Consider the following 14911-nt stretch of genomic DNA (forward strand, 5'->3'; position numbering starts at 1 on the left):
GATCACCACACGCAGGGCTGCGTGTGGACCTTCACCTTCGTCACGATCCCGGGCCAGTACGTGTCCTGCCCGTTGCCGGGGGTGAGGCAGATGGTGAAGGGGCCCCACGGGGAGTCATGCTGCCAGCGGAAGGTGATGTCGACGTTGCGGGAGGTGTTGTTGTAGAACAGGTATCCCGGGATCTCGCCGGACCAGTCGGTGTTGGTCGTCAGGGCCGGCGTCATCCATTCGTTCCATTCGGGCCAGAGGCAGAACACGCCCTGCGGGCAGTTCCCGGCCGGCCACATTCCGTCTGACGCCTGGGCGGGGGCCGCCGAGGCGGGAGGGGCGGTGGCCAGTACGCCTGCGACGGCCGCAGCGACAGCGAGGGACTTGAGCATGGTTCACCTACTTCTCGTTGTGGGATTCATCGGCAGTTGCGCGTGTGGAAGACCACCTTCGTCACGGTCATCGGCACGTACAGGTCCGCGTCGCCAGGGGTGGCGCAGAAGGTGCCGGCGTAGGTCGTCCCCGGCAGGTGCCAGTCGATGTCGACGTTGCGGGAGGTGTAGTTGTAGAAGTTGAACACCGTGACGCTGCCGGACCAGTCGGTGGTGGTCACCAGGGAGGGAGTCGCGGTGGGGCCCTCCGGCGGGTGGTCCCAGTTGGGCCAGCCGCAGAACGTGCCCGGCACGCAGTTGCCGGGCAGATATCTTCCCCACCCCGACTCGGCGGTTGCCGCCGAGGCGGGAGGGGCCGCGACCAGCACTCCTGCCACGGCCGCGGCGACAGCAAGGGACTTCAGCACGGTTCACCTGCTTTCCGTGAGACAAGTATCGATGCCTGTCGAACTTACTCGTTAAGATATTGACGAGTCAAGCACCTGATGTCGGTTCACTCACCCTCGGCGGAAGCGTGACGACGGGGCTACGAAACCGTTACGGCGCGATGGCGGGATCCGCGCGAGCGGGATACCACCATGGCGCCGAAACGGAGTTGATCAACCGGATGAGCCGGCTGCGCGCGGGTCTCGTTACTTGCTGACCCCGGCGGTGAGGCCGGACTGCACCTGGCGCTGGAAGACGATGTAGACGATCAGCACCGGCAGCATCGCCATGGTGACCCCGGCGAACAGGCCGGACCAGTCGGAGCGGTAGCCCTGGTTGACGGAGAGTTCGATCAGGCCCTGGGAGATGACCTGCTTCTTCGGTTCGTCCGCCACCGACTGCATCAGCAGGGTCGGCAGGTACCACTGGTTCCACTGCCCGAGGACGTTGAAGATGCCGATGCTGATCAGGCCCGGCTTGGCCATCGGCAGCATGACGCTGAAGAACAACCGGCTGTGGGAGGCCCCGTCGACCATGGCCGCCTCGGCGATCGCGTTCGGCAGGGTACGGAAGAAGGAGTGCATGAAGAAGACCGTGAACGCCAACGACCAGGCCACGTAGACCAGGATCAGCATGAAATAGCTGTTCGGGCCGAGGAAGGGCAGGGTCACCCCCATGTTGTAGACGCCCTTGAACAGCGGCACCGCGGCCAGGTAGACCGGCAGGGTCAGCCCGGACAGGAACATGTAGTAGATCAAGCGGTTGCCGGGGAACTCGTAGCGAGCCAGCACGTACGCGGCCATCGAGCCGAGCAGCATGGTGAGCAAGACGCTTCCGGTCAGCACCAGCACGGTGTTGAGGAAGAACGAACCGATCTGTCCCTCGGTCCAGGCCCGGGCGAAGTTGTCCCACTGCAACGTCTCCGGGAACAGCGACAGCGGCTTGCGGATGACCTCCGAGTCGGTCTTGAGTGCCGACATGATCACCCACAGCAGCGGGTAGACCACCATGATCGCCCAGACGGCCAGGAAGAGATGCGAGAAGCCGTTGAAGACCTTCGCCCCGGCGCCGCCGCCGACGGCGGCGGGTGGGCCCGGCGTACGGTCCGAGGGTGGGGCCTGGCCGGCCCCGGCCGGAGGGTGGGTCACCGTGCTCATCGTCGGTGTCTCCTCAGTACTCGATGCGCTCACGACGGGTGATCCGTAGCTGCAACGCGGCCAGCAGGATCGTGAAGATCGCCAGGGCCACCGCGATCGCGCAGGCGTAGCCGAACTGGCCCCGCTGGAAGGCGTTGAAGTTGATCACCGAGGCGAAGATCTCGCTGGCGTGGTTCGGGCCGCCCTGGCTGGGGGTCATGATGTAGACCAGCGCGAACATGTCCAGCGCGATGAAGCCCAGATACACCCAGGCCACCGAGACGGTGTCCCGCAGCAGGGGCAGGGTGATCCGGAAGAAGGTGTGGAAGCGACCCGCGCCGTCGAGGATGGCCGCCTCGTAGATGTCCTTCGGGATGGACTGCATGGCCGCGGAGAACAGCACCATGTAGAAGCCGGCCCCGCTCCAGACCGCGATCACCAGCAGCCACCACAACACCGCCGGTACGCCGAGGAAGGGCTCCGGGTCGTACACGAAGGTGATCGGGTCGTTCTCGTCGACCAGACCGATCTTCATCAGTACGCCGTTGATCAGGCCCTGGCCGTCGGCGCGGTAGATCTGTTGCCACATCACCGCGATGACGACCAGGGACAGCACCTGCGGGAAGAAGAAGATCACCTTGTACAGGCCGGAGCCGAACACCCCCCGGATGCCGGCCTTGTCCTCGCGTCCGCCCACATTGAGCAGGAACGCGAGGAACAGGGCCAGCGCGATGGTGAACAGCGGCACGGTGACCAGGAAGAAGACGTTGTGCCAGAACGCCTTCCTGATCAGCTCGTCGGAGAACAGCCGGAGGTAGTTGTCCAGCCCGACGAACTGTTGCCGGTCGGAGTAGCCACCCCAGTCGGTCAGCGAGTACCCGGCCGCCTGGAGGAAGGGCCACACCACGTAGAAGAGGTACAGCCCGACCGGCAGCGCCAGGAAACCCGTGACGAAACGCCCCACACCGTGCCGCATCGCCGCTCACTTCCTCGTTCGGTCGGGTGTCAGGCGTCGCGGGTCTGCTTGGTGATCGACGAGTCCTTGGCCACCTTGTCGGCGGCGGCCTGCATCTTGTCGACGAACTGCGCGGCGGTGATCCGGCCGGCCATCAACTCCTGGGAGAGGTTCTGGCTCTCCTTGTCCAGGTCGGCGTAGAAATTCCAGAACTTCACCGAGACCAGGTCCTTCGGGGCGTTCTTCATCAGCTCGTTGGCGCTGGCCAGCGCCGAGTCCTGGACCTTGTCCCCGGAGCCCACGGTCGAGGCCAGGGACTTGGTCAGCTCGGCGAACTTCGCCGAACCGGCCTTGGAGAGCACCGCCCGCAGGAACTCCTTGGCCGCCGCCTTGTTCGGCGCCTTGCTCGGCACCACGATGCCCTCACCGGCACCGGCGTACACGTCGTTGGGGGCCTTGTCGGTGGCGCCCAGACCCCAGTAGTCGGAGATCTTCATCTCGAAGCCGGGCGGGATGGTCGCCGCCATCTCGTTCTTCAGCCAGGTGCCGACCTGGATGAAGGCCGCCTTGCCGTCCAGCCAGGCCTGCTGCGACTGGGTGTGGTCCAGCCGGCCGGGCAGCAACAGCTTGTCCTTGACCAGCTTCTCCCACTGCTCCAGCGCGGGCAGCACCCCCTCGGCCCGCCAGGCGTTCTCCTTCAGGTTGTCGATGTCGATGACCGCCTGCTTGCCGGCCGACTTCCAGATGGTGGCCATCAGCGCCCAGCGCGGGTAGTAACCGTGCACGGCGTCGTACACGTACGGTGCGATGCCCTTGGCCTTGATCTTCGGGGCCAGGGCGAAGAACTCGTCGAAGGTCTTCGGCGGCGCCCAGCCCTCCTTGCTGAACAGGGCGTCGTTGTACCAGTTGCCCCAGACGGTGTAGGCGATGTTGACCACGTAGAACTTGCCCTGGAAGGTGCCGTCGGCCACGGTGCCCGGCAGCAGGGTGTCCGCAACCGTCCCCGGGCTGTCCCAGGCCGGCGCGGCCAACAGGTCGTCCAGGGGCTCGATGGCGCCCTCGTTGACCAGGGTGCTGACGTCCATCATGTCGGCGCCGGAGTTCATCACCACGTCGCTGGGGGTGGTAGCCATCTTCGGCTGCTCTTCGGTCTTGATCTTCTGGGTGGAACTCATGTTGACCGTGACGTCGGGGTGCTTGGCGCTGAAGATCGCCTGGTCTTCCTTAGCCCACTGGTCACCGAGACCACCGTTGAAGATGACCACCTTCACGGCGCTGTTCTCCTGGACCCCGAAGGGGTTGTCGTCGCTCTTCTCCCCGGCGATGTCGTTGCTCGGGCTGGGCGTGCTGCCGGCGCAGGCGCTGAGCAGACCGGCGGCGGGGGTCACCAGGAGACCCGCGGCCGCCGCGCGGCGCAGCAGGGTCCGGCGGTCGAGTTCGGGGTTGACGGACATTCTTCGGCTCTCCTTGTGGTGTCGGGTCAGGTGAATCGGCGGTGCGGCGGCCTGGCGTCGTGGTTCAGGTGGAGGCCGCTCGCGCGGCCTTGTGCCCGTCGACGGCCTGGGCGGTACGCCGGAAGGCCGCGTGGGCACGGTCATGGGTCCGTTGGGCCACCGCGATGTAGAGCAGGTCCAACACGACCAGTTGCGGATGCCGGGCCGACAGGGCGTCCGGCCGGAAGGTGGTGGCCTGGCTGGCGGTGAGCAGCACGATGTCGGCCAACTCGGCCAGTGGGGAACGGCGGAACCCGGTCAGCGCGATCGTGGTGGCCCCCCGGCTGCCACCCTCGGCGAGCATCTCGATGGCCTCCCGGGTCTGACCGCTGTGCGAGATGCCCAACGCGACATCGCCGGGCCGCAGCAGGGCGGCGGCGGCGAGTCCGGAGTGCACGTCGTTCCACGCCCAGGCGGCCACCCCGATGCGGTGCAGGCTGAACTGCATCTCCTCCCCGACCAGGGCGCTGCCGCTGGCGCCGAAGATGTTGACCCGGCTGGCTCCGGCGATGGCGACCGCGGCCCGTTCCACCTCGGCGAGATCGAGCAGCGCGGCGGTGTCGTGCATGGCCCGGGTGTCGGCGGCGATGATCTGCTCCAACACCCGTTCCAGGGGGTCGCCCGGTTGGATCTCCCGTCCGATGTCGACGCTCCACCCGGCCGAGCGGGCCCGGCCGGTCTCGGCGGCGATGCCCAACCGCAGGTCGGCGTAGCCATCGAAGCCCATCGCCCGGCAGAACCGGGTCACCGTGGCCGGTGAGGTGCCGCTGCGTTCGGCCAGCTCCACGATGGTCGCGCGGGCCGCCGCCGCCGGGTCGCTGAGCACGTGTTCGGCGACCCGCCGCAGCGCCCCGGTCAACTCGTCGGTGCCGGCCCGCACCCGGGCCAGTACCCCGCTGGAGGCGACGCCGAGGCCCCGCCGGTCGACCCCGTCGGCGTCGGCCACCGCGGTGCCCGCGGAGGTGTCCGCCTCGTGATCAACCATGGGACACCTTTCCGAAAAGACTGTTAACTGTTAGTGGTAAAAGTTCTTACTGAAGCCACCTCCGTGTCAAGACCGTGGGCGATGTTTTCAAACTGTTACCTGAGGCATCCGGACCGTCACGGCGACCGGCAGTAGGCGCTAGCTGCATGAACGCCTGTCGATCAAGGTGGGACGGTCGCCCGGCACCGTCGCGGTCGATCTGGACCGCAGGGGTACGCCACTCCCCCGCGATGACGCTCGACGGCGACCGCCCCGCCCGGCGACGGCAGGCAACCCCTCTGATCGTGGATGACCGGCCGGCGTAGACACCGGAGCCCTCGCTCATGAACTCCCTCGGCCCCAGGTCGAGATCGGTTCTGCGGTAATGCGGGGAATGGCTAGCAGAATTGCCACGGGGCGTCTCAGGAAAGTCGTATTGCCGACTGGCTGAAGTGTTTCCTGCGCCAGGCCACCGTCGATGCGCCTACCGGTGGATTCATCGAGAAGACCGGTCGGTTAACGTGCAGGCAAGCAGATGGCAGTCGAAGTCCATGTTGGAGGCACGGTGCCGGAGATCTCCCTGACGGACGCACTGGCCGCGCTGATCCGGGACCTGCGGGATACGACCTCCGGCCAGGCCGACGAGGGTGTCGACGTGGAACTGCACCTGGCCGCCCGGGAAAACGGGAGCAAGGTCACCTGGCATCTCGCGCCGGCCGAGGACCCCCACGCCCATCGCATTCGGATGACGGTCCATCCATGGCGGCAACCACGGCAGAACCCTTCCGTTTCCCGGCAACGCCAGCCCCGTTCCCAGCAAGGGCAACTCCCCGATATCGTGCCCGGGCATCCCGACCGGATTACCCGTGGGGTGGACGAGAGCCAGGTGGGCCTCGACCCTGATCGGATCGGCAGTGCCCAACTACCGCCGATCGTCCGCCCGAAGCCCGGCCTGGACATCGATCGCGATGAGCACTGACCCGGACCCCGGAGGCGTCGACGCCCTGGAGCGGGGCAACGACCGCATCCGGGACGCGGCCAAATGGCTGGTCGCCAGCGCCGCCGCGGTGGGTGCGGCCATGCTGGCCGGCAGCCAACTGTCGAGCATCGGGGAACTGCCGCTAGGGGTACCCGACTCCGTCGACACCGCCCGGCTGTGGGTCGCGGTGCTCGGCGCGGTCGCCGGGCTCTCCACGGTGGTGTACGCCATCTGGACCGCCGTACAGATCCTGCTGCCGAAGCTGGTGCTGGTCAGTGACCTGAACGAGGCGTGGGGGCAGCGGCGGTCCGAGTTGGGCGCGGTGGTCGAGCATTTCCGCCGCAACCCCAAGTATCTACAGGGTTTCTCCGCGCCGGCCGACATCATCGCCGCCCGCGAGGAGTTGATCGCCGCGCAGCGTGAGCCGTCGACCGCTGACGACGTACGGACACAGTTGGCGGCGGAGATCGCCGACCTCGACGAGCGGATCACCGCCATCGAGGACACCGCCACCCATGAGGCGTTGAAGAGCCAGTTCCGACGGGCCCTGCGCAAACTGCTGCTGGCCACCGCCGTCGCCGCGGTCGGCATCGTGGCCTTCGCCTGGGCCGCCAACCCGCCGGCCGCCCAGCCCACCGCAGACCTGCGCAACGCCCGGCTGGTCGACGCGTACCTGCGTGACGCCGACCTGCGCAACGCCAAGCTGGACCATGCCGACCTCACCAACGCCGACCTGACCGGCGCGGACCTGACCGGCGCCTCGATCAACGGCGTGATCTGGCGGAACACCATCTGCCCCGACGGCACCAACAGCGACGACAACCGACACACCTGCGCGGGCCACCTGTCGTGACGGGACTGGAACCGCACGTCCGACGAGTGGTGAAGGTACGCGGCAGGCTGCTCGGTTCCGGGTACGCCGTCGGGGAGGATCTGGTGCTCACCGCCGGTCATGTGGTGGGCGCGCGCGGGGAGCCGACCTGGGTCTCCCGCAGCGACAGCCCGGACGAACCGGAACACCGGGCGACGGTGATCTGGCGCGGCGACAGCCTGGACGCCGACGCCGCCCTGATCCGGCTGGACGTACCGCTGTGGACGGCCGAGGAAACCCGCACCCGGTACGGCGAGCTGCGGGGACATCAGCCGGTACGCTGCCTGACCGTCGGCTATCCCTGGGTTCGGGTGGGGCCGGAGGGTCGCCTTCTCGACGAGCTGCCGGGGCAGGTCATGCCCAGCCTCGGCTTCGAGGAGCATCGGTACGCGCTCGACTCCACCCGGATCGCCCCGCAGCCACCGCAACCGCTGCGCGACGACACCGGTGCGGTGATCCGCGACGACAACGGCGCCCCGGTGTTGACGGAGCCAAACCCGCACAGCGGTTACTCCGGCGCCCCGCTGCTGACCGCGGGTGACCGGCAACTCCTGCTGGGCGTCATGGTGGCGGTGCCGTCCCGGTACGGTCCGGGCCGGCTGGACGCGGTACGCCTCACCCGGCTGCTCGCCGACCCCCCCTTCGCCGGCCTGGTCGGCACCTCACTCGACCAGGTCGAACGGGAACCACCGCAGCTGCTGCCGACCGGGATCATCGAGCACGCCGAGGCGTTGACCGAGCTGGCCGACAACCTGCGCGGCGACCGGCTGCCGTACGTGTCGCCGGCCGACAGCGACACCGCCACCCATCCCGGACGGCTGCTGAGTCGTCTCGACGAGCAGGCCGGCCAGTCCGGTCTGCTGCTGGTCGGTCAGGCCGGGATCGGCAAGACCCGCACCTGCCTGGAGGTCGCCGGCCGGGCGGTCGAGGCGGGTTGGCGGGTGCTGCACGTACGCCCCGGTGAACCGCTGGTCACCACCGAGCAGCTGATCGAGGTGGTGACCGGTAGCACCGACGAGCGCCTGCTGATCATCATCGACTACCTGAACCTCAGCGCCCTGGACTACCCCGCGATCCGGCACCGGCTGCTGCCGGCCGCGCGGGCCCGGGGCATCCGGCTGGCCCTACTCGGGTCGGCCCGGCCCGGGTGGTTCCACCAGAAGGACAACACCTCACTCACCGAGGTCTTCAAGCCGGTCGAGTTGCGACCCGACGAGGAACACCTGGACCGGATCCGGCACCAGGTGGTCACCTCCCTGGCACCCAGGGCACGGACGATCCTGGGTGACGAACGGCTGTTGCAGCTGTGCGGCCGGCGCCCGGTCATCGCCACCCTGATCGCCGCCGCCGCCGAGGCACAGGCCGATCGTGGGCGGCTGTCGGCGGACACCGGAGACCTGCGGCCGGAGAACCTCCTGGACTGGCTGGTTCGGCGGCTCAACGAGGACGATCTGCTCCATCACGCCGAACGGCTGGACGACGATCGCGACCCCGACCTGCGGCTACAGGTCTACGCCGCGATGGCCGCCGCCACCCCCCAGGTGCGTCCCGCCCTGGTCGCCTGCGGCGCCCGGGTCGAGCACAGCGACGAGTCGCGCGCCGAACACCTGCTCGACGTCCTGCTCGCGATGGGCTGGCTGATCCATACGCCGGACGGCCTGGCACCGGTGCACGACATCGTGGTCGACCAACTGCTGGAGCACACCACCGTGCGGGCCGGGCTCAATACGGTCCGCGCCAAGGTCGCCGACCGGATCCTCGACGCGAGCCTGACCAGCGCCCGCACCATCGGCCGGTACGCCATGAACCTGGACCGGCTGCTGCGCGACATGGCGCTCCAGCACCGTGACGGGCCACTCGCCGCGCACTGCACGGCCTGGTTGACCGCCAAGGCGACAGCGGCCGGCACCCTGCTGGCCAGCGAGCAGAACGTGGGTGCGTACGCCCTCGGCTCGGTGCTGGACAACTCCGCGTGGGCGCAAGTCGTCTTCCGGCACTGGCCGCAACTCGGGGAGCCCTGGCTGACCGCACACGGAGCGTCACTCCCCGCGCGCCACATCCTGTACAAGGGGCTGCGCACCGTCGCCACCTCCCAGGCCGCCCACCTGATCGGTGTGGCCACCGCCTGGCTGGCCCAGCACCGGACAGCCCTGGAAGCCAGCTTCGTGACCGCGACCTTGTTGAATCGGGACGACCTGCCCCCGGAGGACGCCCGCCAAGGGATCGACGCCGCCCTGCGCTGGCTCGACCAACACGGCCATCTCACCGAAGCCCAATTCGTCCTACATCCGCTCCTCCACCGAGACGACCTGACACCCCAGGACACACCGCGCGCAATCCAACACGCCCTCCACTGGCTCGACCAACACGGCCATCTCACCGAAGCCCAATTCGTCCTACATCCGCTACTCGGCCGGGACGATCAGCCGGAGGAAGTGGTGACTCGTGCTGTGGACGTCGCTCTGACCTGGCTTCAAGAGCACAGCGACACGGTCGATGCCGGGTTCGTCCTGCCGCGGTTGCTGGCCATTCGCAGACTGGCCGACCTGCCACAGTGGCTGCCGCCGCTCGTGGACCGCTGGGCGCACCGACACCGATCGGCGCCTGCCGTCGTCTTCGTCAGCAAGTACCTCGCGCGACAGAACGCCCTCACCCAGATCACCGCCGACGTGCTGTTACAGTGGGCCGCCGACCATCCGCAGGATATCGACATTCCCTGGCGTCTGACCGGCGTTGCTGCAGGTCTCGACCGCTATCCAAGCCTGGCCGATCGACTACTGCGGTCCGTCGAAGGCTACCTGGACGCGGTCGAGCACGAGACGGTCGAGGTGAACGGACACGGTGAACTGGACGGCCTCATCCAGGCGCTCTGCCGGCGTCGGGTTCTACGCTGCGGGCTAGCCGGGGCCCGCCTCGATGACATCATGCTCCGCTGGCTGGCTCATCCGGCAGCGTTGAATCAGAAATGCCCGAAGACCATACAGTTCAGCGATGCGGTAAGTCGCGTCCTGTCACTGATCTGGGCCGGGCGGTACGCCCACCAGGAGGCAGTTGAGGTGCTGACCCGACTACACCGCTGGATACCCGCCTGGCTTCCCAGCGAACCGCACCTCGAATTGCGCGACGCCGCATTGCGGGACACTGCGGCGCTGCTCGCGGCGCTGGCCGTCCCACCAGCGGTGCAGCAATTGGCGGAATAATCCCGGGCACGTCGTCGTCGGCCTATTTTCGAAGGATGCGCCGGTTGGCCCGACTCGCCGCGCAGACGCCGGCCGACCGCGAGCGTTACCTCGATCTGCTCCGGGCGCTGGCGATCCTGCTTGTCGTTCTCGGTCACTGGATGATCGCGACGATCTACTACGGCGCGGACAGGCGGCCCGACGGCCACTCTGCCCTGCCGGCGATGCCCTGGGCCTATCCGCTGACCTGGGCCGCCCAGGTCATGCCGGTGTTCTTCCTGGTCGGCGGGTACGCCAACGCGGCGTCCCTGGCATCGCAGCGGGCCCGGGGCGCGGACGCCACCGGTTGGTTGCTCGGCCGTAGCGCCCGGCTGCTGCGTCCGACCACCGCACTGGTGCTGGCGCTCGCCGGCAGCGCCCTGATCGCCCGACTGGTCGGTGCCGAGCCGGGCCAGGTGCGTACGGTGGTCTGGTTCGCCACCGTCCCGCTGTGGTTCCTCGCCGCCTACCTCGCGGTGGTGCCGCTGACCCCGGTGATGTACGCGCTACACCGCCGCTTCGGGTTGAGGGTGCCGGTGGCCCTGGTGCTGCTGGTCGCACTGGGGGACCTGGGCCGCGCGTTCGGTCCGGCGGAGTTGGCCCTGCCCAACTACCTGCTCGGCTGGCTCGCCATCCACCAGATCGGGTTCGCCTGGTACGACGCCCGCCGAGGCAACTGCATCCCACTGCACGGCACACATCCCGCCATTGACGGCACCTCGAACCGCACCGACCCCGCCGCCGGTAACCGGATCCGGACCCGCTGCCTGCCGATGTCCCGGCGGGCGGCGGTGCTGATGATCACGGGCGGGCTGGCTGTCGCGGTGCTGCTCACCGGTCCGGGACCATATCCGGTGAGCATGATCAACTTGCCGGGTCAGCGGCTGGACAACGCCGCTCCGCCCAGCGTGGCCCTGCTCGCCGTGGCCACCGCCCAACTCGGACTCATCCTGCTGCTGCGCGAACCCGCCGAACGCTGGCTGCGCCGCAGCCGCCCGTGGCAGGCGGTGATCGCGGTCAACGCGGTAGTGCTCACGGTCTTCCTCTGGCACCTCAGCGCGGTGATCCTGCTGGTGGGCGGGCTCGACGGGCTCGGTCTGCTGCCCACCCCGGCCGCCGGCACGCGAGCCTGGTTCGCCTGGCGGCTGCCCTGGTTGCTGATGCTGAGTGTGGTGCTGGCCGTACTGGTGACGATCTTCGGCCCGGTCGAGGCCCGCACCGGCCGCTCGACGGCGAGCCGGCACCATTCCACCGACCAGCCGGCCACCGACCGGCAACACCCCGCCGACCGGCCGGCCGCCGGCCAGCGGCAGCCCGATCATCGACAGGGCGGGGTCGACCGGCCGCGGGGAGACGGACGGCCGACCCCGTGGTGGACAGTTGCACTCGCCGTCGCCGGATACGCCGCCGTCGTGTACGCCATGGCAGCCAACAGCGTCGCCCCGAAGGCCGCACCGGAACCCCTGGGCCTGCCGGTGACCGCCCTGGTGGCGTACCTGGTCGGGGCGGGCACCCTGCGGCTGCTCAGGTCTGGGTGGGGAAGCCGAGGTTGACCCCGCCGTGGCGGGGGTCCAGCCAGCGGCTGGTGACCACCTTGCCCCGGGTGAAGAAGGCGACCCCGTCCGGGCCGTGGGCGTGCAGGTCCCCGAAGAGGGAGGACTTCCAGCCGCCGAACGAGTAGTAGGCCATCGGCACCGGGATCGGCACGTTGACGCCGACCATGCCGACCTCCACCTCGTGCTGGTAGCGCCGGGCGGCCCCGCCGTCGTTGGTGAAGATCGCCGTGCCGTTGCCGTACGGGTTGGCGTTGACCAGGGCCACGGCCTCGTCGTACGAGCCGACCCGCAGCACCGACAGCACCGGTCCGAAGATCTCGTCCGTGTAGATCGACATGTCCGGGGTCACGTGGTCGAACAGGGTGGGGCCCAGCCAGAAGCCGTCCGGGTCACCGTTCGGGGTCACCTCGCGGCCGTCGACCACCGGCACCGCCCCGGCGGCCACCCCGGCCTCCACGTAGGAGCGCACTCGGTCGGCGTGGGCGGCGGTGACCAGCGGGCCCATGTCGCAGCCCCGCCGCCCGTCACCGGTACGCAGGCCGGCCATCCGCCGGGCTATCCGTGCCACCAACTCGTCCGCGATCGGCTCCACCGCCACCAGGGCGGAGATCGCCATGCACCGCTCCCCCGCCGAGCCGAACCCGGCGTTGACGGCCGCGTCGGCGGCCAGGTCCAGGTCGGCGTCGGGCAGCACCACCATGTGGTTCTTCGCCCCGCCCAGGGCCTGCACCCGCTTCCCGGCCATGGTGGCGCGCTGGTAGACGTACCGGGCCACCGGGGTGGACCCGACGAACGACACCGCCTTGATCGCCGGGTGTTCCAGCAGGGCGTCGACGGCCTCCTTGTCGCCGTTGACGACGTTGAGCACCCCGTCGGGCAGGCCGGCTTCGGCGAACCATTCGGCCAGCAGCAGGGCTGCGCTGGGGTCCTTCTCGCTCGGCTTGAGCACCACGGCGTTGCCGGCGGCCACCGCCACCGGCACGAACCACAATGGCACCATCACCGGGAAGTTGAAGGGGCTGATCACCGCTACCACCCCGAGGGGCTGGCGCAGACTGTACGAGTCGACCTCGGTGGAGACGTTCTCGCTGAACCCGCCGCGCAGGGCCGAGGGGATGCCGCAGGCGTACTCGATGACTTCCAGGCCGCGTTGCACCTCCCCGGCGGCGTCGGCTAGCACCTTGCCGTGCTCGGCGGTGATCACCTCGGCGAGCTGGTCGCGGCGGGCGTGCACCAGCTCCCGGAAGGCGAACAGCACCGCGGTCCGCTTGGCCAGGGAGGCGTCCCGCCAGGCGCGGGCCGCCCGCTCGGCGGACTCCACCGCTACCGCGACGTCCGTGGCGCAGGCCAGCTCCACCTGAGCGGTACGCCGACCGGTGGCCGGGTCGAAGACCTCACTGCGCCGTCCCGAGCTGCCGCCGACCCGCTTGCCGTCGATGAAGTGCCCGATAATGTTCACGGGGTGACCGCCTCGGCGGCGCCGGAGCGGATCGCCTCGACCAGGATGGCCAGGCCCTCCCGGGCCTCCTCCTCGGTCAGGGTCAGCGGCGGCCCCATCCGCAGCACGTTGCCGTGCAGCCCGCCCTTGCCGACCAGCAGGCCACCGGCCCGGCACCCCTCGAAGACCCGGGCGGCCAGGGCGGGGTCCGGATCGGTGGTGCCCGGTCGGACGAACTCGACACCGAGCATCAGGCCCTTTCCGCGTACCTCGGCGACGCAGTCGAGGTCGCCCACGGCGGCGCGTAGGCCCTCGACGAGGATCGCGCCGGTGCGGGCCGCGTTGGCCTGCAGGTCGTGGTCGAGCAGGTAGTCCAGGACGGCGTTGCCGGCGGCGGTGGAGATCGGGTTGCCGCCGAAGGTGGAGAAGCTGATCGCCGGTACCGCCTCCATCACCTCGGCCCGGCCGACCACCCCGGCCAGGGCGAAGCCGTTGCCGATGCCCTTGGCGAAGGTGAGCAGGTCCGGGGTCACCCCGTGGGCCTGGTAGCCCCAGAAGTGCTCCCCGGTACGCCCCCAGCCGGTCTGCACCTCGTCGGAGATCAGCAGGATGCCGTGCTCGTCTAGGACCTTCTTCCAGGCGGCGAAGAGACCGTCCGGGCCGTGCACGAAGCCGCCGACCCCCTGGATCGGCTCGGCCAGCAGGCAGGCCACGTCTCCGCTGGTCTGGGTGGCCAGCACCTCCCGCAGGTCCTCCACGGCGGCGTCGATCCGGTCGGCCTCCGGCAGCCGGGCCAGCAGGCCACGCAGCCGCTCACCGGAGTGCAGCCAGGCCACCTGGAGGGGGTTGAGCTGGCTGGCCGACCAGCCCCGGTTGCCGGTGATGCCCATCGTCGCGTACGACCGGCCGTGGTAGCTGTTGCGGACCGCGAGGACCTGGTGGGAGCGGCGGTGGTTGGTGGCCATCAGCAGGGCGGCCTCGTTGGCCTCGGTGCCGGAGTTGGTGAAGAAGACCCGGGCGTCCGGGATGCCGGAGAGTCGGGCGATCTTCTCGGCCAGTTCGACCTGCTGACGGATCAGGTAGAGCGTCGAGGTGTGCACGATCCCGGTGGTCAGTTGCCGCTGCACCGCCTCCCGGATCTCGGCGATGTCGTACCCGATCATGTTGGTCAGCACCCCGCCGAAGAAGTCCAGGTAGGTGCGGCCCTGGGCGTCGGTGACCCGGCGGCCCTCGCCGGAGACGAGTTCGATCGGCTCGGCGTAGTAGAGCGGCATCCAGGACGGGAGTACGGCCCGGTGCCGGGCCAGCAGGTCATCGGCGGTCATCGTCGCACCCTCTCGGTTCGCGGTAACCGCACGCTTCCACCACGATCACTATCCCGACAAGAGCCAAGGTGTCGCGGATGCCCCACCCGCCCTGACACAACGTCAACGCTTTCCGCACCCCGTTACCCCAAACCCCACGCATCCCACACCCAAACCCACCCCCCACCCAC

The 14911-nt window shown here is 69.1% G+C and carries 12 protein-coding genes; 4 read left to right on the forward strand and 8 right to left on the reverse strand.

What is annotated here, in order from left to right:
- Window positions 1-2: 2 nt before the first annotated feature.
- The 6 genes from ACGFIK_RS06715 to ACGFIK_RS06740 all read right to left on the reverse strand — a co-directional run bounded on the left by ACGFIK_RS06715 (window position 3) and on the right by ACGFIK_RS06740 (window position 5375).
- Window positions 3-380 carry a hypothetical protein gene (locus ACGFIK_RS06715; protein WP_393338104.1) on the reverse strand — a complete coding sequence of 126 codons (378 nt, stop codon included), beginning with the start codon at window positions 378-380 and terminating at the stop codon, window positions 3-5.
- A gap of 26 nt (window positions 381-406) precedes the next feature.
- Entirely contained in the window at window positions 407-787 is a 381-nt protein-coding gene (locus ACGFIK_RS06720) for a hypothetical protein (protein ID WP_327025084.1), read from the reverse strand.
- Between the two features lie 225 nt (window positions 788-1012).
- The gene (locus ACGFIK_RS06725) at window positions 1013-1816 is read right to left on the reverse strand and encodes a carbohydrate ABC transporter permease (RefSeq protein WP_393338539.1); all 804 of its coding nucleotides are present in this window, start codon (window positions 1814-1816) and stop codon (window positions 1013-1015) included.
- Window positions 1817-1976: 160 nt separating this feature from the next.
- Window positions 1977-2918 carry a sugar ABC transporter permease gene (locus ACGFIK_RS06730; protein ID WP_327025079.1) on the reverse strand — a complete coding sequence of 314 codons (942 nt, stop codon included), beginning with the start codon at window positions 2916-2918 and terminating at the stop codon, window positions 1977-1979.
- A gap of 29 nt (window positions 2919-2947) precedes the next feature.
- The gene (gene ngcE, locus ACGFIK_RS06735; RefSeq protein ID WP_393338106.1) at window positions 2948-4351 is read right to left on the reverse strand and encodes an N-acetylglucosamine/diacetylchitobiose ABC transporter substrate-binding protein; all 1404 of its coding nucleotides are present in this window, start codon (window positions 4349-4351) and stop codon (window positions 2948-2950) included.
- 64 nt (window positions 4352-4415) lie between these two features.
- Complete coding sequence (locus ACGFIK_RS06740) at window positions 4416-5375, reverse strand: MurR/RpiR family transcriptional regulator (protein WP_393338109.1); 960 nt, start codon at window positions 5373-5375, stop codon at window positions 4416-4418.
- A gap of 544 nt (window positions 5376-5919) precedes the next feature.
- Here ACGFIK_RS06740 and ACGFIK_RS06745 point away from each other — a divergent pair.
- The 4 genes from ACGFIK_RS06745 to ACGFIK_RS06760 are packed head-to-tail and all read left to right on the forward strand — an operon-like array spanning window position 5920 to window position 11975.
- On the forward strand, window positions 5920-6333 hold the full coding sequence (locus ACGFIK_RS06745; protein WP_393338111.1) for a hypothetical protein: 414 nt from the start codon (window positions 5920-5922) through the stop codon (window positions 6331-6333).
- Window positions 6323-7186, forward strand: a complete 864-nt coding sequence (locus tag ACGFIK_RS06750; protein ID WP_393338113.1) for a pentapeptide repeat-containing protein — start codon at window positions 6323-6325, stop codon at window positions 7184-7186. Before ACGFIK_RS06745 ends, ACGFIK_RS06750 begins: the two co-directional genes overlap by 11 nt.
- Window positions 7183-10404 (forward strand): trypsin-like peptidase domain-containing protein, encoded by a 3222-nt coding sequence (locus ACGFIK_RS06755; RefSeq protein WP_393338114.1) that lies wholly within the window; start codon window positions 7183-7185, stop codon window positions 10402-10404. The genes ACGFIK_RS06750 and ACGFIK_RS06755 overlap by 4 nt, the downstream gene beginning before the upstream one ends.
- A 35-nt stretch (window positions 10405-10439) precedes the next feature.
- Window positions 10440-11975: an acyltransferase gene (locus tag ACGFIK_RS06760; protein WP_393338117.1), complete on the forward strand. Its 1536-nt coding sequence runs from the start codon at window positions 10440-10442 to the stop codon at window positions 11973-11975.
- Here ACGFIK_RS06760 and ACGFIK_RS06765 read toward each other — a convergent pair.
- Together ACGFIK_RS06765 and ACGFIK_RS06770 are read right to left on the reverse strand one after the other, a co-directional pair.
- Window positions 11947-13437: a CoA-acylating methylmalonate-semialdehyde dehydrogenase gene (locus tag ACGFIK_RS06765; protein WP_393338119.1), complete on the reverse strand. Its 1491-nt coding sequence runs from the start codon at window positions 13435-13437 to the stop codon at window positions 11947-11949. The genes ACGFIK_RS06760 and ACGFIK_RS06765 overlap by 29 nt on opposite strands.
- Window positions 13434-14741 (reverse strand): aspartate aminotransferase family protein, encoded by a 1308-nt coding sequence (locus tag ACGFIK_RS06770; protein ID WP_393338122.1) that lies wholly within the window; start codon window positions 14739-14741, stop codon window positions 13434-13436. Before ACGFIK_RS06770 ends, ACGFIK_RS06765 begins: the two co-directional genes overlap by 4 nt.
- Window positions 14742-14911: the final 170 nt, after the last annotated feature.

It is taken from the genome of Micromonospora sp. NPDC048871, from assembly GCF_043198155.1.
Classification (GTDB): Bacteria; Actinomycetota; Actinomycetes; order Mycobacteriales; family Micromonosporaceae; genus Micromonospora.